Genomic DNA, 21,919 nt, shown 5'->3' on the forward strand with positions numbered 1-21,919 from the left:
ATACCCGGTGGATCGCACCGATCCCGCACCCCAAGACTCAATCACCCGAGACTCCAATCAAGGGAGGCCACCTGTGCCCCGCACCCTTCATGAGGTCGTGTTCGTCGACGGAGTTCGCACGCCGTTCGGCAAGGCCGGCGACAAGGGCATGTATGCCCAGACGCGCGCCGACGACCTCGTCATCCGCTGCATCCGCGAGCTGATGCGCCGTCATCCCGAGCTCCCTCCGGAGCGCGTGGAAGAGGTCGCCATCGCCGCCACCACGCAGATCGGCGACCAGGGCCTCACGCTCGGGCGAATGGCTGCCCTCCTGTCCGGCCTGCCCAACACCACGCCCGGCTACTCGATCGACCGCATGTGCGCCGGTGCCATGACGGCCGTGACGACTGCGGCGAGCTCGATCGCGTTCGGCTCCATCGACATCGCCATCGCCGGGGGCGTCGAACACATGGGCCGCCACCCCATGGGTGAGGGTGTCGACCCCAACCCGCGGATCGTCGCGGAGAAGCTCGTCGACCCCTCCGCCCTGGTCATGGGTTCGACCGCCGAGAACCTGCACGACCGGTACCCCTCGATCACCAAGGACCGCAGCGACGCCTTTGCCGTCAGGTCCCAGGACAAGCTCGCCAAGGCCTACGCGAACGAGCAGATCCAGCCCGACCTCGTGCCGGTCGCCACGCGCCACCAGGAGCTGGGCTACGGCCTGGCCACCCGGGACGAGCCGCCGCGTCCAGGCACCACGGTCGAGGACCTGGCCTCGCTCAAGACGCCGTTCCGCCCGCACGGCAATGTCAGCGCCGGCAACTCGGCCGGGCTCAACGACGGTGCCACCGCGTGCATCCTCGCTTCGGAGCAGGCTGCCCAGGAGCTGGGCCTGCCCGTCAAGATGCGCCTCGTGGACTTTGCCTTCGTGGGGGTCGAACCCGAGGTCATGGGCATCGGCCCGGTCCCGGCGACCGAGAAGGCTCTCGCCAAGGCGGGCTTGTCGATCGAGGACATCGGCCTGTTCGAGCTCAACGAGGCCTTCGCCGTGCAGGTGCTGGCGTTCCTCGAGCACTTCGACATCGCCGACGACGACCCGCGTGTCAACCAGTACGGCGGCGCCATCGCGATCGGTCACCCGCTGGCCTCGTCGGGGGTGAGGCTGATGACCCAGCTGGCCCGACAGTTCGAGGAGCACCCGGAGGTGCGCTACGGGCTGACCGCCATGTGCATCGGGATCGGCATGGGCGCCAGCGTCATCTGGGAGAACCCACACCACGCTGACTACGGCCAGGAGGTTGCGGCATGAGCGAGCAGACACCGACGCAGACAGGGACCCAGACAGTGACGCAGACACCCGGGTTCGAGGAGGTCGTCACCCACACCCCGGTGCGCGACGTCGTCCTCCCCGGCAAGGCGGGAACCCTGGCGCTGGTCACGCTGGACAACGGCTTCGACCACACCAAGCCGAACACCTTCGGCCCGCAGACCATCGCCGGACTGAAGGCCACCATCGACGCCCTGCGCGCCCGCGCCGACGCCGGTGAGATCCAGGCGGTCGGGATCACCGGCAAGCCGTTCATCTTCGCCGTCGGCGCGGACCTCAAGGCCGTGTCGCAGGCGAGCGACCGCACGCAGGCGATCGAGGTCGCCCGCGCCGGTCACGCGGCCTTCGCGGCGATCATGGACCTGCCCGTCCCGACCTTCGCGTTCGTCAACGGTGCGGCCATGGGTGGCGGTGTGGAGATCGCACTGTCGGCCGACTACCGCACGATCTCCGCAGGGGTGCCCGCGCTCGCGCTGCCGGAGACCTTCCTCGGGCTCGTCCCGGGCTGGGGTGGCTGCTACCTGCTGCCCAACCTGGTCGGTCCGGCCAACGCCCTCAAGGTCATCATCGAGAACCCGATGAACACCAACCGCATGCTCAAGGGTCCGCAGGCCTTCGAGCTGGGAATCGCCGACGCGATGTTCGCACCGGCCGACTTCCTCGAGGAGTCGCTGCTGTGGGCGGCTGGGGTCCTCACGGGCGACACCGTCGTCGAGCGGACGACCAAGGAGGGCAACGGGATCTCCCGCGACGAGGCGGAGTGGGCAGGCGCCATCAAGGCCGCCAAGGGCCTGGTCGACCTCAAGACCGGCGGCAAGGCACCGGCGCCCTACCGGGCCCTGACCCTCGTCGAAGCAGCTCGCACCGCCACCCGCGACGAGGCCTTCGCTGCCGAGGACGAGGCGCTCGCCGACCTCGTCATGGGTGACGAACTGCGCGCGGGGCTCTACTCCTTCGACCTGGTGCAGCGGCGGGCCAAGCGTCCCGCAGGCGCCCCTGACAAGGCATTGGCCCGCAAGGTCACCAAGGTGGGCATCGTCGGCGCCGGTCTCATGGCCAGCCAGCTGGCCCTGCTGTTCGCCCAACGTCTCGAGGTGCCGGTCGTGATGACCGACCTCGACGAGGAGCGGGTGGCCAAGGGAGTCGGCTACGTCCACGCCGAGGTCGACAAGCTGCTGGGCAAGCGGCGGGTCAGCCCCGACAAGGCCAACCGCCTCAAGGGCCTGGTCAGCGGCGCGACCTCCAAGGACGGCTTCGCCGACGCCGACTTCGTGATCGAGGCGGTGTTCGAGGAGATGTCCGTCAAGAAGACCGTCTGGGCCGAGGTGGAGGCGATCGTCACCCCCGAGTGTGTCCTGGCGACCAACACGTCGTCGCTCTCGATCACCGAGATGGCCGCGGAGCTGGCCCACCCCGAGCGGGTCGTCGGCTTCCACTTCTTCAACCCGGTCGCCGTCATGCCCCTGCTCGAGATCATCAAGGGCGAGCAGACCGACGACGCAACCCTGGCGACGGCGTTCGCCACCGGCAAGACGCTCAGGAAGACGACCATCCTGGTCAAGGACAGCCCGTCCTTCATCGTCAACCGCCTCCTCGGTCGCTTCATGGGCGAGGTGGCCAGGGTCGTCGACGAGGGCACCCCCATCGAGGTCGCCGATCGAGCCTTCGCCGGGCTTGCCCCGATGCCGCCGTTCATCCTGCTCGGCCTGGTCGGTCCGGCCATCGCCCTGCACAACAACGAGACCCTGGCCAAGGCCTTCCCCGACCGCTTCTACGTCTCTGAGAACCTGCGCAAGGTCGTCGCGGCCAAGAAGCCGGCCATCTACCTCTGGCCCGAGGGCAAGCCGGTCGTCGACCCCGAGGTCGAGGCGCTGTTCGACAAGCCGGCCGACCCGGTCGTGCTGTCCACCGAGGAGGTCCGTGAGCGGGTGCTCGGCGTGCTCGCGGACGAGTCGCGTCGCATGCTCGACGAGGGCATCGTCGCGGCTCCGATGGACCTCGACCTGGCCATGATCACGGGCGCCGGGTTCCAGTTCTGGAACGGTGGCCTGACTCCTCTGCTCGACCGTGAGGGCGTGTCGGAGAAGGTGACCGGCCAGCGCTTCCTGCCACCGGGCGCTGCGAGCGTGCCGACCCTCGCGGGTTGATCTCCGGAATGTGAAATGAGCCTGACGGTTTCGTCAGGCTCATTTCACATTCCTCACTCGTGTCCCCGACCACGGGCGGTGGTGCAACGCGCAGGTCCCTGTGTGCTCGCCCACACAGGATCAGGCGGAACTGTGGCCTGCCACCACATGCTCGCGTGCTGACGGCCGACCTAGTCTCGCCTGATGCCGACGACGCCAGCGCTGCTCGACCTGTCCGGACGCACCGCGTTGGTGACCGGCGCCGCGAGCGGTATCGGGGCGGCCTGCGTGGAGCGGCTCGTTGCCGCCAAGGCGAGCGTGTATGCCGTGGACCTCGACGCCGAGGGCCTGACGAGGTTCGCCGGTGTCGGGGCTGTGGAGACCATTCCCGTCGACCTCGCCGACCTCGATGTGGTCGAGGGGCTGCCCGGCACGATCGACATCCTCGTCAACAACGCCGGCATCCAGCATGTCGCTCCGATCCAGGAGTTCCCCGTCGACACGTGGGACCTGATCATCCGGCTGATGCTGACCTCGCCGTTCCGGCTGACCCGGCGCGTGCTCCCGCACATGTACGCGCAGGGCTGGGGCCGGGTCGTCAACGTGTCGAGCGTGCACGGGCTACGCGCCAGCCCCTACAAGGCGGCCTACGTGAGTGCCAAGCACGGGCTCGAGGGGCTTTCCAAGGTCACGGCGCTCGAGGGCGCCGAGCACGGAGTCACGAGCAACTGCGTGAACCCGGCCTATGTGCGGACCCCGCTGGTCGAGAAGCAGATCGCCGACCAGGCTCGCTCGCACGGCATCACCGAAGACGACGTGATCGGCAGGGTGATGCTCGAGCCCGTGGCCGTCAAGCGGCTCGTCGAGGCGGACGAGGTAGCCGAGCTCGTCGCCTTCCTCTGTGGCCCGGCCGCGGACTCGGTGTCCGGTTCGTCGTTCTCGATGGACGGCGGCTGGACCGCCCACTGAGGGGGTCCGGCGCCTAGGATCCGTGACGATGGACGCCCACGACCACTCCCCCGCGATGAGGCTGCTGCGCCTGCTCGCGGAGGGGGCGCCCGCGTCGGAGCTCGAGGCCCTCGGCCAGGACGCGGACGAGGCCGGAGAGTCAGGCGAGTCGGGGGAGGCACGTGAGCTGGCCCTTCGAGTGCGCGCCGCGTTCGACTCCCGCCGTCGTCGGGAGGCCGAGCTGACCGGCCTCGTGGAAACCGCTCGCGACCTCGCCGCCCTGCGCGACCCCAGCGGCATCCTCGAGGCGATCGTGCGCCGGGCGCGTGCCCTGCTGGGCACCGACGTCGCGTACCTCACGCTCTTTGACCCCGAGGCCGGTGACACCTTCATGCGCGCGACCGACGGGTCGGTGAGCGCGGAGTTCCAGGAGGTCCGCCTCTCGCTGGGCGACGGCCTCGGCGGACTCGTCGCCTCGACGCGCAAGCCCTACTGGAGCGCGGACTACCTCCACGACCACAGGTTCCAGCACACGGGCACCATCGACAGCGCCGTCGGCGACGAGGGCCTGGTGTCGATCTGTGGCACACCGCTGGTGGTGGAGGACGAGTTCGTGGGCGTGCTGTTCGCCGCGAACCGCTCGCCCCGCCCGTTCTCGCCCGACCAGGTCGCCCTCCTCGGGTCCTTGGCGGCTCTGGCCGCCGTCTCGATCGTGCAGACCCGTAGCGCCGAGGAAGTCCGCCGGCACACCGCAGGTGTCGAGCGGGCCGCCGCGGCGCACGACCGGTTCGCCGAGCTGGTGCTGGCCGGAGGAGGGGTCGACGACATCACGAAGGCGCTGGGCGACCTGCTCGGCGGCTGGGTGGTGCTACTCAACTCCGAGGGCGAGACCCTGAGCAGCCATGGCCCTGCCCCGTTGCCCGAGGACGGTGCCGGCGCGGCGCTCGCGCGCTCGTCGGTCGTCCGTGAGACGGAGGCCTCGGGTCGGCTGGCGCACGACGCCCTCAGCGACCAGTGGGCGATCGTCGTCAAGGCTCCACAGACCCCGTTGGGCATCCTCGTCCTCGGCGGGGTCGGGGTGCTCGACGACGCAGACCGGCGGACGGTCGAGCGGGCCTCGGTCGTCAGCGCGCTGGTCCTGCTGTTCGAGCGCACCGCTGCCGAGGCCGAGCAACGAGTTCGCACCGACCTCGTGGCCGACCTACTCAGTGGTCGTGGCGATCCCACCTCGCTGGCGAGTCGCGCCCGTGCCCAGGGAGTCGACCCGTTCGCCGCCCACGCCGTGCTGGTGGCACACGCGGACGCAGACACCTCCCGTCGCACTCTCCTGCTGGCCGCCCACGCGGCGGCGGGCCACGGATCAGTGGTCGGCGAGCACGATGGACACGTGGTCGCGCTGCTCCCGTCGGACGACCCGCACCAGTCCGCCGCCGAGCTCGCCCGCCGGCTCAGCCGCCTGGCGACCGTGACCGTCGGCGCAGCGGGACCGACGACGCTGACCGAGGATGTCCCAGCCATCTGGCGCGAGGCGGTCCGCACCGTCTCGGCGCTGGTCTCCCTCGGGCTCGCGGGCACCGGTGCCAGTGCCGACCACCTGGGCTTCGCCGGACTCGTCGTGGGTTCGGCCCCGGACATCGGCGGCTACGTCCGCCAGCACCTGGGGCCGCTGCTCGACTACGACGCCCGTCGCGGGTCCGAGCTCGTGAAGACCCTGCAGGCCTACTTCGACGCCGGCGGCAGCCCTCGACACGCAGCCACCGACCTGCACGTGCACGTCAATACCGTCAGCCAGCGGCTGGAACGCATCTCCGCGCTCCTCGGACCGCACTGGCAGCGCCCCGACGACGCACTCGAGCTCCAGCTGGCACTGCGCCTGATGCGGCTCAGCGCAGGCGCGACGCCAAGGACGTAGCCACCGCGTCCGCGGTGAGCCCGACCTCTTCCAGCAGCTGCCCGCGTGAGGCGTGGTCGAGGAAGCGCTTGGGTATGCCGTGCACGTGCACCGGGACGTCGACGCCCGCGTCACGCAGCGCCAGCGTCACCGCAGCGCCCACTCCACCGCTGACGAGGTTGTCCTCCACGACGGCGACAGCTCCAGCCCGGCGAGCCATCGCCACGAGGTCGTCGCTGACGGGCAACACCCAACGCGGGTCCACTGCGGTGACCGAATGTCCCTGCGCCTCGAGCTTTCCCGCGATCTCGACCGCCATGGCGGCAAACGCACCCACGCCGACGAGCAGGAGGTCGCACGTCTGGGCCGAGGTCTCGTGGAGCACGTCGACCACCCCTTCCTGACGCACGGCCGCCACGGCGGGGCCCACGTCGCCCTTGGGGAAACGGATCACCGTCGGACCATCCGTGACGTCGATCGCCTCGCGGAGCTGGCGCTTGACCTGGTCACCGTCACGAGGAGCAGCCAGTCGAAGGCCAGGGACCACCGAGGCGATGGTCATGTCCCACATGCCGTTGTGGGAGGCGCCGTCGCTGCCGGTGATCCCGGCGCGGTCGAGGACGAACGTGACGCCCGCCCGGTGCAGGGCGCAGTCCATGAGCAGCTGGTCGAAGGCCCGGTTGAGGAAGGTGGCGTAGACCGCCACAACCGGATGCAGGCCGGCATACGCGAGGCCGCTCGCCATGGTGACGGCGTGCTGCTCGGCGATGCCGACGTCGAAGACGCGATCGGGGTAGGCGGCGGCGAAGCCGTCGAGGCCGACGGGGATGAGCATCGCGGCGGTGAGCGCGACGACGTCCTTGCGCTCGCTCCCGATGGCTACCATCTCGTCGTTGAACTCGTCGGTCCAGATCCTCCCGCTCACCTCGAACGGCAGTCCCGTCTCGGGGTTGAACTTGCCGATGGCGTGCCACTGGTCGCCCTCGTGCTGCCGCGCCGGGTCGTAGCCGCGGCCCTTCTCGGTGATGACGTGGACGAGCACCGGGCCACCGAAGGCCCGCGCCCTCCGCAGGGCGGACTCGACGGCCTGCTCGTCGTGGCCGTCGACGGGACCGAGGTACTTGAGGCCGAGGTCCTCGAACATCCCCTGAGGGGCGACGATGTCCTTGATCCCCTTCTTCACGCCGTGGAGCGTCTCGTACATCGCTCCCCCGACGACCGGTGTGCGGCTCAGCGTGTTCTTGCCCCAGTCGAGGAAGCGCTCGTAGCCGCGGGTCGTGCGCAGCGTGGCGAGGTGGTCGGCCAGCCCGCCGATCGTCGGAGCGTAGGACCGCTCGTTGTCGTTGACGACGATGGTGAGTGGCAGGTCCTTGTCTGCGGCGATGTTGTTGATCGCCTCCCAGGCCATCCCTCCCGTGAGCGCCCCGTCGCCGATCACCGCGACGGTATGCCGCCCGTGCTCGCCGCGCAGCCGCCTCGCCTTCGCGATGCCGTCGGCCCAGGACAGTGCGGTGGAGGCGTGCGAGTTCTCGACGACATCGTGCTCGGACTCGGCGCGACTGGGGTAGCCGGACAGACCGCCCTGCTTCTTGAGCTTGCTGAAGTCATGACGACCCGTGAGCAGCTTGTGGACGTAGGACTGGTGGCCCGTGTCGAAGACGATGGCGTCCCGGGGGCTGTCGAAGACCCGGTGCAGTGCGATCGTCAGCTCGACGACACCGAGGTTGGGACCGAGGTGGCCACCGGTCTTCGAGACCGACTCGACCAGGAAGTCCCGGATCTCCTGGGCGAGGCCGGGGAGCTGGGCAGGCTTCAACGCCTTGAGATCGGCCGGGCCGTTGATGGTCTCGAGCAGTCCCACGCGCACCGTCCTTTCTGTTTGCGGTCGACACAGGGGGTCCTCTGTCTGCAGGGGAACCGCCCGAGTCTATGCGCCCTGCCTGATCTCGACCTCCTGCGGCACCCCGGTCACCTGGACCTCGCCGTCACGCGTCACCGTGACCGTGAACCCAGCCCCGCCCAGCCGCAGTCCCTCGACGTGCAGCGCGCCGAACGCGGTGGGCCGGATCGGGTCGACGTGCAGGACACCGGCGGGCAGGTCTGCGCGAAGTCCCAGGGCCACGGTGAGGACGGCGCCCGCCGAGGCCGCCGACCACGCCTGCGGACGGCATGAAGCAGGGTAGGGCGACGGCCGGCCCAGCATGGGCAGCCCGGAGTAGAGCTCGGGCCAGCGGTAGTCGAAGGCCTCGCCCGAGGCCACGAGTGCGTGGACGACGCGAGCGGCCTCTGTTTGGAGGCCCTCGCGGGCCAGTCCGAGCGCGACGATCGCCGAGTCGTGGGTCCACACCGAGCCCGTGTGGTAGCCGATCGGGTTGAACCCGCCGTTCGCGGTGCCCAGGGTGCGCACCCCGAAGGTGTCGAGCAGCTCAGGGCCCGTGACGGTCGCGCCCACGGCGGTGGCTTCGGCCCGGTCGAGCGCACCGGTACCCAGCGCGTGGCCCATGTTGGAGCCGAGCCCGTCGACGGGTTTTCCCGAGCCGTCCAGCGCCATGGCCAGGTATCGCCCGGCGTCGCCGTCCACCCAGAAGGCAGCCCGGACCCGGTCGCGCAGGGCGTCTGCCTCGGCGCGGGCCCGGTCGCCACCCGTCTCAGCCAGCGCGTCGAGGAGGTCGGCGGCGCCGATGAGGGCCTCCACGGCATACGCCTGCGCCTCGACGAGGGCGATCGGGGCCTCGGCCACGCGACCGTCACGCATCCGCATCGAGTCGCCGGAGTCCTTCCACCCCTGGTTGGCCAGGCCGTGGCCCGTGGTGTCGAGGTACTTGAGGAAGCCGTCGTCGTCGGGCTGTCCGTCTCCGGTCAGCCAGGTCAGGGCTGCTCGGAGGTTCGGCAGGAGCGCCCGCACCTGCGTCTCCGGCAGGCCCCAACGCCAGGCCTCGACGAGGAGGGTCACCCAGAGCGCGGTCGCGTCGACGGTGCCGTAGTAGAGGGGCGGGAGGGACAGGTCGCCCTTGCGCGGTGACCCCACGTATGCCGTGCGCCGCACCTCGTGCGCGATCTTGCCGGGCTGCTCGGCGGAGTCGGCGTCGTAGCCCTTCCCCTGACGGCGGGCCAGGGCACGCAAGGTGCCGGCCGCGAGCTCGGTGCCGAACGGAAGCATCATCCGCGCGGTCCAGATCGAGTCGCGGCCGAAAAGCGTGAGGTACCAGGGCGATCCGGCAGCAGCGAAGACATCGGTCGGGTCGAGCGGGTCCCGCAGCAGGAGGTGCCTGAGGTCGTCGACCGACTGTGTGACGAGCGGGCCGAGGCGCGGGTCGTCGGCAACGACACGGATGGCGTCCCAGTGCACCCCATCACTGCCGGGGTCGGCGTCGAACTCCGAGGCAGCCGTCCGGCTCGGGGTGATGGTGACACGGAACAGCTGGCTCTCCCCCGGCTCCACCACGACCTGGTGTTCGACGACAGCCCGGTCGGGAGCGAGCTCGAGCGAGTCGGGCGCGGGGTGGAAGTCGACCTGCGTGAGGTGACGCGGGGTGGTGAAGGTGACGACACCGTTTCCCGCGCCCGGGGGCGCGACGGGACGGACCGCGGGGGCGTCGACGGCGCCGTACTTCACCTGGGCGATGGAAACCCCGTCGGACCCGAGCTCGAGCCGCAGCGCCGCTCGGACTGTCTGGGCGGCACGCGAAGTGACGGTGATGTCTTCACGCATGGCGCCGTCGGCGAGGGTGCGCACACGGCGGACCTCGACGGTGGGGTCCGCGCCCACGTCGCCGAGCCCCCGGGCGGCGCCGAAGAACTCAGCGACGGCTCCGCCTGCCCCTGCGGCCACCGCGCTGGGGGCTTCGCCGGACACGGTCAGCTCGAGGCGCGAGAGCACCCGGACGTCGTCGACGAACAGGCCGTGGCCCGAGTCGGGACGCAGGTCGCCATCCGCCGCCGACAGCGCCGTCGCGTTGCCGTGGACGATGATCGACACGTCGTGCAGCCACGGTTGGCGTGGCGTCTGCTCGGTGTTCAAGCGGTCCTCACTCTCCGGACGAGCCGTGCGTGGGTCGCCACGATCATGCCGCCATGATCTCTGGTCCTTTCGCCGGGGTCCCTTGACGACGATCCCGTCGTGGGCCATTCTCAGACTAGTTTGAACGTTCAAATCGGGCCACCTCACCACAACGTGGCGCAGAACGAACACGCGCAAGGGAGCGGATGTGGCAGGTGGTTCCGGGCAGGCCCGCGAGCGAGCGACGATCATCGACGTCGCCGCTGCCGCCGGGGTCTCGCGCCAGACCGTCAGCAACACCCTCAACAACCCGGACCGGGTGGCCCCCGACACGTTGCGCAGGGTGCACCGCGAGATCGAGCGACTCGGGTTCTCGCCCAACGCTGCGGCCCAGCAGCTGCGCCGACGCAAGGCGTCTGCCTACGGCTTCGAGGTCAACCCCTCGGGTGTCGGCCGGATGGGGCACATCCTCGACGGCTTCCTGGTCGAGCTCACCGTCGCGGCGCCGGGTCACAGCAGCCACCTCGTGACCTTCGCCCCCGACCTGTCGGACCTCCTGGACGGCTACGACCAGATCCTGTCCACCGGCCTCGTCGACGGCTTCGTCCTCGGTGACACCCGGCACGGTGACCCACGGCCGGCCTGGCTCCTCGCGAACGACGTGCCCTTCGTGACCTTCGGCAGGATCTGGGACGACCCCGAGATGGGCCGCTGGGTGGACGTCGACGGCCGAGCCGGGATGGAGCTGGCGGTCCAGCACCTCGTCGCCCAGGGCTACACCTCCATCGCCTACCTGGGGTGGCCCGACGGGTCCCCGGTCGGCGACGACCGGCGCCGAGGGTGGCTCTCCGGGTTGGCCGACGCCGGGCTCGCGGGCAGCGCCATCGCCGAGGAGGCCGTGCAGGAGCTCACCGCGGCGACCGTCGCAGCGGAGCGGCTCCTCGACCGCCTGCCCTCGGGCGGCGCCATCCTCTGCGCCTCCGACCTCCTCGCACTCGGGGCGCTGCGCGCCGTCCGCAACCACGGGCTCGAGCCGGGCCGCGACATCGGTGTCGTCGGCTTCGACGACAGCGACGTCGCCGAAGCGCTGCAGCTGACCAGCCTGCGCCAGCCGCTACAGGACGCGGCCGCCCATGCGTGGCGGATCGTCCAGGCCAAGGGCACCGACCTCTCCCTGACCGCGCTGCTCGCACCGACCCTCACCGTCCGGGCGAGCACCACCCCCACCGGTTTCCCACCCCCCACACCGTCCCCCACCCGGGTGGACGGCATACGTATCCCTGAGGAGCAGCAATGAGGCGCACCCCATTTCTTGCCGTCGCCGCGACGGCCACCACCATGCTGGCGATGAGCGCCTGCGGCGGAGGCGGCGGCTTCAGCAGCGGCTCGGCCACGCAGAACACCAAGAAGGGCCCGGTGCACCTGACCGTGATGATCGGCAGCTCCGGTGACGCCGAGACGACCGCGGTCAAGGCGGCGACAGCAGCGTGGGCGTCCAAGTCCGGCAACACCGTCGAGGTCATCGCCGCCTCCGACCTCGGACAGCAGCTCGGTCAGGCGTTCGCCAGCTCGAGTCCGCCCGACGTCTTCTACACCGACGCGTCCAAGATCGGCACCTACGCCAAGGCCGGCAACCTCTTCCCCTACGGCGACCAGGTCAAGGATGCCGGCTTCGTCGACTCGCTGGTGAAGTCATTCACCTACGACAACAAGTTCTACTGCGCCCCCAAGGACTCCTCGACCCTGGCGCTGGAGATCAACACCGACATGTGGAAGGCCGCTGGGCTCACCGACGCCGACTACCCCAAGGACTGGGCGGGCCTGGAGTCCGTTGCCACGAAGCTGACCAAGGGCAACGTCACCGGTCTGGTCATCGGCAACGACATCAACCGCTCCGGCGCCTTCATGAAGCAGGCCGGGGGCTGGGTCGTGACCGACGGCAAGATGAGCGCCGACGCGGCTGGCAACCTCCAGGGCCTCCAGGAGGTCCAGAAGATGATGAAGGCGGGCGTCCTCAAGTTCAACACGCAGACCAAGCCCGCCGCCGGCTGGGGCGGGGAGGCCTTCGGCAAGGGCCTTGCTGCCATGACGATGGAGGGCAACTGGATCGCGGGTGGCATGAAGGACTACCCGAAGATCAAGTACACGACCGTCGAGCTGCCGGCCGGCCCGGCTGGCAAGGGCACGCTGACGTTCACCAACTGCTGGGGCGTCGCAGCCAAGTCCCCCAACCAGACCGCCGCCGTCGACCTGGTCAAGAGCCTCATCACGCCCGACCAGCAGATGAAGTTCGCGGACGCCTTCGGCGTCATGCCGTCGACGACGCAGGGCCTGCAGCAGTTCGCCACGAAGTACCCGGACAGCAAGGCGTTCGTCGACGGCGCGGCATACGGTCAGGGCCCGGTCAACCTGGCTGGTCTCGATGACGTCATGTCGAAGTTCAACAGCCAGCTGGGGACCATGACCGGTACCTCCGGCGACCCGAAGGCCTGGCTGAGCGACCTCCAGAAGAACGGCAGCTCGGCGCTCGGAGGCTGAGCAGCCACGTCCAGGGGTGGTGTGCGAAGCCCCGTCTTCGCACGCCACCCGCTCCGCCCATCACGCGCGCCCCATGCACCACGGACAAGGAGGACCCATGTCCCTGATCGGCGAACCACGCGCTGAGGCCGGCCAGGAGGCCCTGGCCGCCCCAACGGCTGCGGTCACCACGAAGCCCCCGAAACCCACGCGCCGCGGCAGCAGCGGGCTGCGCGGACGCGAGGGGATCGCCGGGTGGTTGTTCGTCAGCCCGATGATCGTCATCCTCGGGTTGTTCCTGGTGATCCCCATCGTGATGGCGCTCTGGGTCAGCCTCACCAACTGGAACGGCTCGGTGGACCCGTTCCACACGGGCCCCGGAGCCGAGTTCGTCGGCGCCAAGAACTACACGGACCTGATCGCCAAGGACGGCCTGACCCGGTCCAACTTCATGCAGTCGATCGGCAACACCTTCTGGTACGTCCTGTTCGTGGTCCCGCTGCAGACGGTGCTCGCCCTCGGGCTGGCGCTGCTGGTCAACAACCGGCTGCTCAAGGCCAGGAGCTTCTTCCGGACCGCGTTCTACTTCCCGTCAGTCACGAGCTCGATCGCGATCTCGACGGTCTTCCTCTTCCTGTTCTCGAGCACGGGCGCGGTCAACTCGCTCCTTGGCGCGCTGGGCCTGGGCCAGCCGAACTGGTTCACCGACGACCGGGGCCTCGTCCGCCTGCTGTTCAACACGGTCGGGGTGGACAACCCCGGCTGGGGACAGCACGAGGTCCTCGGCCGCTCCATCTGGGACTGGGTGTCCGGGCCGTCCGTGGCCCTCACCGTGATCATCATCCTGGTCGTGTGGACCACGTCCGGGACGTTCATGCTGATGTTCATCGCCTCCCTGCAGGACCTGCCGGTCGAGGTCGACGAGGCCGCGGCGCTCGACGGCGCCACCGGCTGGCAGAAGCTCAGGCACGTCACCATCCCCATGATCAAGCCGGCACTGTTCCTGGTGCTCACCCTGGGTCTCATCGGCACCTGGCAGGTGTTCGACCAGATCTACGTCATGGGCGCCGGCGCACCCAACGGCACGACCCTGACGCCGGCCTTCCTGAGCTACCAGCAGAGCTTCAAGAACTTCAAGTACGGCTCGGGTGCCGCGATGGCGTTCGTGGTCTTCGTGATCATCGTCGTCCTCACCTCGCTGCAGCGCCGGGCACTGACCGACAAGGACGAGCGCAGACCCCTCCTCGGGCGACGGAAGAAGGTCGGTCGATGAGCTCCCGCACCAGCCCCGCCAAGCAGGCGCTCCTGTACGCCGCCGTCGTGCTGTTCGCGGTGTTCTTCATCTACCCGTTCTTCATCCAGATCGCGACGTCGTTCAAGTCCGACCCCGACGCGGCAGCCAACCCGTTGTCCCTCATCCCCAACCCGTTCGACCTGCATGCCTGGAAGAACATCTTCGGCCAGGGCGCGGCACACGTCCCCGCGACCACGTGGATCAAGAACTCGGTCCTCATCGCGGTCGTGGTGACGGGCGCCCGCGTCTTCCTCGACAGCTTGGCCGGGTATGCCCTGTCACGACTGCAGTTTCGCGGTCGCGGCTTCGTCTTCGCCGCGCTGCTGGCCGTGATGGCGGTTCCGGGCGTGGCACTGCTCATCCCCAAGTTCCTCATGGTGAACTACCTGGGCATCTACGACACCTACACCGCCATGATCCTGCCCCTCATCGTGGATGGCGCCGGCGTCTTCATCATGAAGCAGTTCTTCGACTCGGTCCCCATCTCGATCGAGGAGGCCGCCCGGATGGATGGCGCCAGCATCTTCCGGACGTTCTGGTCGGTGGTGCTCCCCATGGCGCGTCCGGCCCTCATCACCCTGACCATCCTGTCGTTCCAGGGCTCGTGGAACGAGTTCTCGCACTTCCTCGTGGTCACCCGTGGGACACCGGATCACATGACTCTGGTCACGGGCCTGGCCAGCCTCACGAGCGGCCAGCTCGGGGCCGGGACGCAGTACCCACTGAAATTGGCGGCAGCCCTGCTCACCACCATCCCGGTGGCTATCCTGTTCTTCTCCTTGCAGCGCTACTTCGTGCGTGGCGCGAACGAGGGGGGCGTCAAGGGCTGAGGCCCACGAGTGGAGCCAGTCGCACGGACCCGGACGGGCTCCACTCCCCCAGTACCCCGGCTGGGCGCGCGTGCACCCCCGTCCCGCGCGCCCAGTCGGCCTGAGTGAACCAGCACGGGTATGCCGGCGTCCCGGCGTCGCGTTCGGCTCACCTCACAGCCGCGGCACGTAGCGCTTTCCCTGCAAGGCGTCGTAGACCAGTCCCGCGCTGCGTCGAGCCGCGAGGAGGCGGACGCCCTCCGCCTCGAGGTCGGCCAGCACCTGCGCCAGACCATCGGTCGTCAGGTGATCCCCGAGCTCGACCCGCACCTCCCGATAGGCCTGACGCATCGCCACCAGCTGCGCATCGATGTGTCGGGTCGTCACCCAGGCCAGGGCGACGGGCTGACGACGCCACCCGGCATACAGGCGGTACTCGGACGGGCAGAAGTCCAACAGCCACGACACCGCCGGCACCTGCCAGCCAGTCGACTCCGGCGGCGGAACCAGCGGGGGCCAACCCGGCGGCACCGCCGCACTGGGCCCCTTGTGGACCTGCGGACCCGGGCTGAGGCGGCGGCCCGGGTCAGGAGCGCGGCGGGCTGACGTGGGCATCCACGACCGCACATGATTCGAACATGTGTTCGAGTATAGGCGATGGCCGAGGCGAGAGACAGGCATCTCACCGAACAGCGCCGCGGGACGTGCCCCGTTGGCCGACCTGGTCAACGCGGTCCGGCTCAGCCGCGCTCGGCGCGAGGCGGGGCGGCGAACGCGCGGTCAGCCTGCGCGCTGACCTCACGGCGCCGCTCGAGCGGGACATCACGCCAGTCGACACCGAGCAGGGCCGCGTCCAACGACCACAACAGCATCGTGTGCCGCGGAGCGCCCGCGTGGACCGCCCTGAGGTAGGCCTCGACGGGACCCAGCCGATCGAGCTCGTCGGGCGTCTCGATGCCCGCCGCGAGCAGCATCGCCTCACTCGCCGGCCCGAGGTTGGGCAGGTCGCGCAGGCGTTGAGGCATCACCTCGCCAGTCTGGAGCGCGACCCCCGGCAGGGGGAAGGGACGGACCGCGACGCGCGCGCGGTCCGTCCGTTCCCGCCGACGTCACGTCAGGGCGACGAGACGCCGACTGGTGATCCGCGAGGCAGTTCCGACGAGGAGCAGCAGCAGGGCAAGCAACAGCAGTGCCCAGCTGTCACCACCAGTCATAGCCAGGGAGGGCGCCGCCTTCGCGGCCGAGAACAGCGAGGGCAGCGCCGACGCGGCCGGAGGGTCTACGGAGGCGGCGCCCCCGCTGTCGCCGGCGCCGGTGGCACCACCGGGCGGGAGCTCACCACCGGTGGAGGTGCCGGGGTCGCCCGGGGCGCCGGGACCCGACCCACCGGGAGTCACCGGGCTCGTGCTGGTGCTCCCGGTCGTGCTGGCGTTACCCAGCACCGACACGGCATTGCCGCTCGCGGATACCGGAGCCGCCGCCGGAGCGGTGACCTGGTTACCACCACCGGTCGCGTCCTGACCCGAGGTCGAGTCACCCGCCGCGGTGCCACCGGAGGAACCGGCCGACGAACCGGCCGGAGCCGACGCCGTCGAGCCCGAGGACGAGGAGTCCCCCAGCACCGACACGGCATTGCCGCTCGCGGATACCGGAGCCGCCGCCGGAGCAGTCACCTGGTTACCACCACCGGTCGCGTCCTGACCCGAGGTCGAGTCACCCGCCGCGGTGCCACCGGACGAACCGGCCGACGAACCGGCCGGAGCCGACGCCGTCGAGCCCGAGGACGAGGAGTCCCCCAGCACCGACACGGCATTGCCACTCGCTGATACCGGAGCCGCCGCCGGAGCAGTCACCTGGTTACCACCACCGGTCGCGCCCTGAGCCGACGTGGTGTCAGATCCCGAGCCTGCAGGAGCCGACGTCGTGGACGACGCCGTCGAGCCCGAGGACGAGGAGTCCCCCAGCACCGACACGGCATTGCCGCTCGCGGATACCGGAGCCGCCGCCGGAGCAGTCACCTGGTTACCACCACCGGTCGCGTCCTGACCCGAGGTCGAGTCACCCGCAGCGGTGCCACCGGACGAACCGGCCGACGAACCGGCCGGAGCCGACGCCGTCGAGCCCGAGGACGAGGAGTCCCCCAGCACCGACACGGCATTGCCGCTCGCGGACGCCGGAGCCGCCGCCGGAGCAGTCACCTGGTTGCCACCACCGGTCGCGTCCTGACCCGACGTGGTGTCAGATCCCGAGCCGGCAGGAGCCGACGTCGCGGACGACGCCGAACCGGAGCTTGCCGAGTCGCCGACCACCGAGATCGAGTTGCCCGTCGGTGTGACGGGGGCGAAGACGGACGTTGCCGCTTGGTTGCCACCCAGAGCGCTGTCAGCGCCCGTGGTGCTGTCATCGGCCGAGGCTTGTCCTGCGAAGAACAGGATGCCGCCCCCGACCACGAGGGCTACTTCGAGCCCTCGACGCAGATATGCATGCATGGTCATTCCTTCCTGATCGTGCTGTGTCGCCCGCGAGGCGGGCATGGCTCGTGAGCGCCTGCTGGGAGGCGCCGGAGCAGCATCAATCAGGTCGAGAGCCGGGCTGAGCCGGCAGTCCCCGAGGGGCTCGCCAGTCGGACGCGCTGGATCCCCTCGGGGTGAAGGCGGGAAGAACGATGGCTGAGTCGATCGAGGCAAGCTCCTCCGACGAGGTTCCGCCACCCGGGTTGGGTGCCGAGCTGGTCGGGGGCATCGGAGACTGCGGTGCCGGGAATGGCCCGGGCGGTTCAGATGGTTCGGGACCGGTAGACAGTGGCGTCGCGCCTATGGCCACGATGGCGGACCGCACTCCCGTGCCTGTCGTCTTCGAGTCGAACGAAGCCAGGGCCAGCCCGCGAGGAACGGTTGCGGGACGGGTGGGAGACGGTCGATTCCCTTGCGTTGCAGGCGAATCCGCAGCCTGGATCGCCACTTCTGGATCCGGGACGTGAAACACAGGTAGCTTCTTGGGCAACGGAGCCTTCGACAGGTCGGGCAGTGGCACGTCCACGAGTGGATCTCGCCCCACGACGGGAACCGTGTCCGACACCGTCACCACAGCGTCGGCGACGACCACCACAGGTGCCTCGAGCGCCGGGACGGCTGCGCCAACGGCTTTCAGCGACTGTGCGGCGGCGTCCACCCTGTCCGAGGTCGTGCTCACCGGCTTCTCCACCGAGGCGATGAGCGCAGCTGCCGAGGCGGGTGCGGGACGCTCAGCAGCGTCGGCCCGCACGGAGGAGAACAGGACCCAGGCGAGGCACAAGAAGGCAGCGCAGACGAACAGCCTCAACAGGCTGCTGATGCGCCCCGTCCCCCGCATGTAGTCGTCCCCAAGCTCCCCGGCTCAAGGTGTCTACCTGATTTCAGTGGATCATGGCTCACCGGGCTCCGCAACCAGGGGCACCCTCGTGACGCCGGAATTGAGGTCAGGAACTGACCGCATCCCGCCCTAGCCTGAACTCATGAGCCAGACAACAGAGACCCTTCCCACCGCCCCCTCGTCGAACGCAGGTTCGGGAGAACGCGCCGACCTGCTGGAGGCGCTGCGCAAGCATCGTGGCTTCCTCCGCTTCGCCGTCAAGGAGCTCACCGACGACCAGGCGCGCACCCGGACGACCGTCAGCGAGCTCACCCTGGGCGGGCTCGTCAAGCACGTCGCCGACGTCGAGGCGCAGTGGGCGACCTTCATGGTCGAGGGCAGCGGCTCGGCGCCGGAGATCGACTGGGCGTCGATCGACTGGGCGAACCCGCCGGCCGAGGTGGCCGCCTTCGCGGACTCCCACCGAATGCTCGACGGTGAGACGCTCGCCGGTGAGCTCGCCCGGTACGAGGAGGTTGCCCGTCACACCGACGAGCTCGTCCTGACGCTCGACCTGGACACGGTCCACGAGCTGCCCAAGGCCCCGTGGTTCGAGCCGGGGGCGACCTGGTCGGTTCGCCGGACCGTGCTGCACATCCTGGCCGAGACGTCGCAGCATGCCGGCCACGCAGACGTCATCCGTGAGTCCCTCGACGGCCAGAAGACGATGGGCTGACCAACGACGAGGCCCCGGTCACCACGATGGCGACCGGGCCTCGACGGCGCTCACGCGGCATACCGAAAACGATTGCAGCGCAGCGGGACTCAGCTGTTGACGAGCGACCGCAGGACGTACTGCAGGATGCCACCGTTGCGGTAGTAGTCGGCCTCACCGGGGGTGTCGATGCGAACGACCGCGTCGAACTCCACCGGGTCGGCGCCTTCGCGGACGGCGGAGACCTTGACGGTCTTGGGTGTCCGGCCCTCATTGAGCTCGGTGATGCCCGAGATCGAGATCGTCTCCGTGCCGTCCAGGCCGAGCGAGTCCGCGGACTGCCCCGCCGGGTACTGCAGCGGGATCACGCCCATGCCGATCAGGTTGGAGCGGTGGATGCGCTCGTAGGACTCGGCGATGACAGCGCGCACGCCCAGCAGGCGGGTGCCCTTGGCAGCCCAGTCCCGTGACGAGCCCGAGCCGTACTCCTTCCCCGACAGGATGACCAGCGGCACACCCGCTGCCTGGTAGGCGGCCGAGGCGTCGTAGATCGTCGTCTGCTCGCCCGCCTTCGCGGAGGCAGTGTCGACGAAGGTCTTCGTGAAGCCGCCCTCGACGCCGTCCAGCAGGAGGTTCTTGAGCCGGATGTTGGCGAACGTGCCGCGGATCATCACCTCGTGGTTGCCGCGTCGTGAGCCGTAGGAGTTGAAGTCCTTGCGGTCGACGCCGTGCTCGGCGAGGTAGGTCCCGGCGGGACTGTCGGCCTTGATCGAACCGGCCGGGCTGATGTGGTCGGTCGTGACCGAGTCGCCCAGCTTCGCCAGCACCCGTGCATCCGAGATGTCCGAGACCGGCGTGGTCTCCATGGTCATGCCGTCGAAGTACGGGGGCTTGCGCACGTAGGTCGAGTCGTCGGCCCAGTCGAAGGTCTTGCCCTCGGGCGTCGGCAGCGACCTCCAACGCTCGTCGCCGGCGAACACGTCGGCGTAGTCGCTGGTGAACATCTCCTTGTTGATGCTCTCGGTGATGGTCCGCTCCACGTCGTCCGGTGTCGGCCACAGGTCCTTGAGGAAGACGTCGTTGCCGTCGGTGTCCTGGCCCAGCGGCTCGGCGTCGAAGTCGAAGTCCATCGTCCCGGCGAGGGCGTAGGCGATGACCAGCGGCGGCGACGCGAGATAGTTCATCTTCACGTCCGGGTTGATCCGGCCCTCGAAGTTGCGGTTGCCCGAGAGCACCGAGACCACGGCCAGGTCGTTCTCGTTGATGGCCGCGGAGATCTCGTCCGAGAGGGGTCCGGAGTTTCCGATGCAGGTGGTGCAGCCGTAGCCGACGAGGTGGAAGCCGAGCTTCTCGAGGTAGGGCCACATGCCGGCCTTCTCGTAGTAGTCCGAGACGACCTTGGAGCCCGGTGCCATCGACGTCTTGACCCACGGCGCCACGGTCAGCCCGCGGTCCACGGCGTTCTTGGCGAGCATTGCCGCAGCCATCATGACCGACGGGTTGGAGGTGTTGGTGCAGCTCGTGATCGAGGCGATCGAGACGATGCCGTGGTCGATCTCGAACGTGGCTCCCTCTGCCGAGGTGACGCTCACCCTCTTGGTGGGTCGACCCGCGCCGTCACCTTCATAGGCCGGCTTGTCGCCACCGTTGGTGCCGTCGGTGCTGCCCTGCGGCGAGGGGTCGCTCGCGGGGAAGCTGGTGGCCGCACCGGCGTCGCCCTCGTGGTGCGCGACGTAGGTGGGAAGCACCTTGCGGAAGGCGTCCTTGGCGTCGGTGAGCGCGATGCGGTCCTGCGGGCGCTTCGGGCCGGCGATCGAGGGGACCACCGTCGAAAGGTCGAGCTCGAGCCGCTCGGAGTAGCGCGCCTCGGGCTGGTCGGGCCCGGCGTGCAGCCACATGCCCTGCTCCTTGGCGTAGGCCTCCACGAGCGCCACCGACTCGTCGGAACGGCCGGTGAGGCGCAGGTACTCCAAGGTCACGTCGTCGATCGGGAAGATCGCACACGTCGAGCCGAACTCGGGGCTCATGTTGCCGATCGTGGCGCGGTTGGCCAGTGGCACGGCCGAAACGCCTTCGCCGTAGAACTCGACGAACTTGCCGACGACGCCGTGGGCGCGCAGCTGCTCGGTGATGGTCAGGACCACGTCGGTCGCGGTCGCACCGGCGGGGATGGACCCGGACAGCTTGAAGCCGACGACGCGCGGGATGAGCATCGAGACGGGCTGGCCGAGCATGGCCGCCTCGGCCTCGATCCCACCAACGCCCCAGCCGAGCACCCCGAGCCCGTTGACCATGGTGGTGTGCGAGTCGGTGCCGACGCAGGTGTCGGGGTAGGCCACACCGTCGCGGACCATCACCGTGCGCGCGAGGTGTTCGATGTTGACCTGGTGGACGATGCCGGTGCCGGGCGGCACGACCTTGAAGTCCTCGAACGCCGTCTGGCCCCAGCGCAGGAACTGGTACCGCTCGCCGTTGCGCTGGTACTCGATCTCCACGTTGCGCTCGAAGGCGTCGGCGCGGCCGAAGACGTCGATGATGACCGAGTGGTCGATGACCATCTCGGCCGGGCTCAGGGGGTTGATCTTGGCCGGGTCGCCGCCGAGGTCGGCCACTGCCTCGCGCATGGTGGCCAGGTCGACGATGCAGGGCACCCCCGTGAAGTCCTGCATGAGGACGCGGGCGGGGGTGAACTGGATCTCGGTGTCGGGTTCGGCGCTCTCGTCCCAGGCGCCGAGGGCCCGGATGTGGTCCGCGGTGATGTTGGCACCGTCCTCGGTGCGCAGGAGGTTCTCCAGCAGCACCTTCAGGCTGTACGGGAGGGTCTCGCTGCCCTCGACCGCGCTCAGTCGGTAGACCTCGTAGGAGTTGTCACCGACCTTCAGCTCACCGTGGGCGTTGAAGCTGTTCGTGCTGGCCACTGCCTGCTCCTTCGATGCTCTGGGATCGTTGCTGTGAGGCTGCACCAGGTCGTGCTCGATGC

General features: G+C 69.5%; 16 protein-coding genes. 10 read left to right on the forward strand and 6 right to left on the reverse strand.

Going from position 1 to position 21,919, the window contains the following annotated elements:
- Positions 1–73 precede the first annotated feature (73 nt).
- The 4 genes from AC1DWP_RS03945 to AC1DWP_RS03960 all read left to right on the forward strand — a co-directional run bounded on the left by AC1DWP_RS03945 (position 74) and on the right by AC1DWP_RS03960 (position 6,295).
- Positions 74–1,291 (forward strand): thiolase family protein, encoded by a 1,218-nt coding sequence (locus AC1DWP_RS03945; RefSeq protein WP_477613134.1) that lies wholly within the window; start codon positions 74–76, stop codon positions 1,289–1,291.
- Entirely contained in the window at positions 1,288–3,456 is a 2,169-nt protein-coding gene (locus AC1DWP_RS03950) for a 3-hydroxyacyl-CoA dehydrogenase NAD-binding domain-containing protein (RefSeq protein ID WP_477613135.1), read from the forward strand. Before AC1DWP_RS03945 ends, AC1DWP_RS03950 begins: the two co-directional genes overlap by 4 nt.
- Before the next feature lie 183 nt (positions 3,457–3,639).
- A complete protein-coding gene (locus tag AC1DWP_RS03955; protein ID WP_477613136.1) occupies positions 3,640–4,404 on the forward strand; it encodes a 3-hydroxybutyrate dehydrogenase in 765 nt (254 codons plus the stop codon).
- 28 nt (positions 4,405–4,432) lie between these two features.
- Positions 4,433–6,295: a helix-turn-helix domain-containing protein gene (locus AC1DWP_RS03960; protein WP_477613137.1), complete on the forward strand. Its 1,863-nt coding sequence runs from the start codon at positions 4,433–4,435 to the stop codon at positions 6,293–6,295.
- On the opposite strand, the gene dxs is transcribed toward AC1DWP_RS03960, so the two are convergent.
- Both dxs and AC1DWP_RS03970 read right to left on the reverse strand, forming a co-directional pair.
- Positions 6,267–8,135, reverse strand: coding sequence for a 1-deoxy-D-xylulose-5-phosphate synthase (dxs, locus tag AC1DWP_RS03965; protein ID WP_477613138.1), 1,869 nt, complete (start codon positions 8,133–8,135; stop codon positions 6,267–6,269). The genes AC1DWP_RS03960 and dxs overlap by 29 nt on opposite strands.
- Positions 8,136–8,201: 66 nt before the next feature.
- Positions 8,202–10,295 carry an amylo-alpha-1,6-glucosidase gene (locus AC1DWP_RS03970; protein ID WP_477613139.1) on the reverse strand — a complete coding sequence of 698 codons (2,094 nt, stop codon included), beginning with the start codon at positions 10,293–10,295 and terminating at the stop codon, positions 8,202–8,204.
- A gap of 187 nt (positions 10,296–10,482) precedes the next feature.
- Between AC1DWP_RS03970 and AC1DWP_RS03975 the strand changes: the two genes are divergently transcribed.
- From AC1DWP_RS03975 to AC1DWP_RS03990, 4 genes are all read left to right on the forward strand, one after another.
- Positions 10,483–11,571, forward strand: a complete 1,089-nt coding sequence (locus AC1DWP_RS03975) for a LacI family DNA-binding transcriptional regulator (RefSeq protein ID WP_477613140.1) — start codon at positions 10,483–10,485, stop codon at positions 11,569–11,571.
- Positions 11,568–12,812, forward strand: a complete 1,245-nt coding sequence (locus AC1DWP_RS03980) for a sugar ABC transporter substrate-binding protein (RefSeq protein ID WP_477613141.1) — start codon at positions 11,568–11,570, stop codon at positions 12,810–12,812. The genes AC1DWP_RS03975 and AC1DWP_RS03980 overlap by 4 nt, the downstream gene beginning before the upstream one ends.
- Before the next feature lie 97 nt (positions 12,813–12,909).
- Entirely contained in the window at positions 12,910–14,064 is a 1,155-nt protein-coding gene (locus AC1DWP_RS03985; RefSeq protein WP_477613142.1) for a carbohydrate ABC transporter permease, read from the forward strand.
- Positions 14,061–14,915, forward strand: coding sequence for a carbohydrate ABC transporter permease (locus tag AC1DWP_RS03990; protein ID WP_477613143.1), 855 nt, complete (start codon positions 14,061–14,063; stop codon positions 14,913–14,915). The genes AC1DWP_RS03985 and AC1DWP_RS03990 overlap by 4 nt, the downstream gene beginning before the upstream one ends.
- A gap of 153 nt (positions 14,916–15,068) precedes the next feature.
- Here AC1DWP_RS03990 and AC1DWP_RS03995 read toward each other — a convergent pair whose 3' ends face one another.
- From AC1DWP_RS03995 to AC1DWP_RS04005, 3 genes are all read right to left on the reverse strand, one after another.
- Entirely contained in the window at positions 15,069–15,362 is a 294-nt protein-coding gene (locus tag AC1DWP_RS03995) for a hypothetical protein (protein WP_477613144.1), read from the reverse strand.
- 272 nt (positions 15,363–15,634) lie between these two features.
- Positions 15,635–15,919, reverse strand: a complete 285-nt coding sequence (locus tag AC1DWP_RS04000) for a TfoX/Sxy family protein (RefSeq protein WP_477613430.1) — start codon at positions 15,917–15,919, stop codon at positions 15,635–15,637.
- An 84-nt stretch (positions 15,920–16,003) separates the two neighbouring features.
- Positions 16,004–17,383, reverse strand: coding sequence for a hypothetical protein (locus tag AC1DWP_RS04005; protein WP_477613145.1), 1,380 nt, complete (start codon positions 17,381–17,383; stop codon positions 16,004–16,006).
- 578 nt (positions 17,384–17,961) lie between these two features.
- Here AC1DWP_RS04005 and AC1DWP_RS04010 point away from each other — a divergent pair.
- Entirely contained in the window at positions 17,962–18,249 is a 288-nt protein-coding gene (locus tag AC1DWP_RS04010) for a hypothetical protein (protein ID WP_477613146.1), read from the forward strand.
- 138 nt (positions 18,250–18,387) lie between these two features.
- Positions 18,388–18,960 carry a DinB family protein gene (locus AC1DWP_RS04015; RefSeq protein ID WP_477613147.1) on the forward strand — a complete coding sequence of 191 codons (573 nt, stop codon included), beginning with the start codon at positions 18,388–18,390 and terminating at the stop codon, positions 18,958–18,960.
- Positions 18,961–19,049: 89 nt separating this feature from the next.
- On the opposite strand, the gene acnA is transcribed toward AC1DWP_RS04015, so the two are convergent.
- Complete coding sequence (acnA, locus tag AC1DWP_RS04020; RefSeq protein WP_477613148.1) at positions 19,050–21,857, reverse strand: aconitate hydratase AcnA; 2,808 nt, start codon at positions 21,855–21,857, stop codon at positions 19,050–19,052.
- Between the last annotated feature and the right edge of the window lie 62 nt (positions 21,858–21,919).

The organism is Pedococcus sp. P2_F6, from assembly GCF_056403675.1.

Bases quoted from the DNA above. Each gene is read 5' to 3' on its own strand.
- AC1DWP_RS03950 (WP_477613135.1), top strand. From the start codon at position 1,288: ATGAGCGAGCAGACACCGACGCAGACAGGGACCCAGACAGTGACGCAG.
- AC1DWP_RS03955 (WP_477613136.1), top strand. From the start codon at position 3,640: ATGCCGACGACGCCAGCGCTGCTCGACCTGTCCGGACGCACCGCGTTG.
- AC1DWP_RS03960 (WP_477613137.1), top strand. From the start codon at position 4,433: ATGGACGCCCACGACCACTCCCCCGCGATGAGGCTGCTGCGCCTGCTC.
- AC1DWP_RS03980 (WP_477613141.1), top strand. From the start codon at position 11,568: ATGAGGCGCACCCCATTTCTTGCCGTCGCCGCGACGGCCACCACCATG.
- AC1DWP_RS03985 (WP_477613142.1), top strand. From the start codon at position 12,910: ATGTCCCTGATCGGCGAACCACGCGCTGAGGCCGGCCAGGAGGCCCTG.
- AC1DWP_RS03990 (WP_477613143.1), top strand. From the start codon at position 14,061: ATGAGCTCCCGCACCAGCCCCGCCAAGCAGGCGCTCCTGTACGCCGCC.
- AC1DWP_RS04000 (WP_477613430.1), bottom strand. From the start codon at position 15,919: ATGCCTCAACGCCTGCGCGACCTGCCCAACCTCGGGCCGGCGAGTGAG.
- AC1DWP_RS04005 (WP_477613145.1), bottom strand. From the start codon at position 17,383: ATGCATGCATATCTGCGTCGAGGGCTCGAAGTAGCCCTCGTGGTCGGG.
- AC1DWP_RS04015 (WP_477613147.1), top strand. From the start codon at position 18,388: ATGAGCCAGACAACAGAGACCCTTCCCACCGCCCCCTCGTCGAACGCA.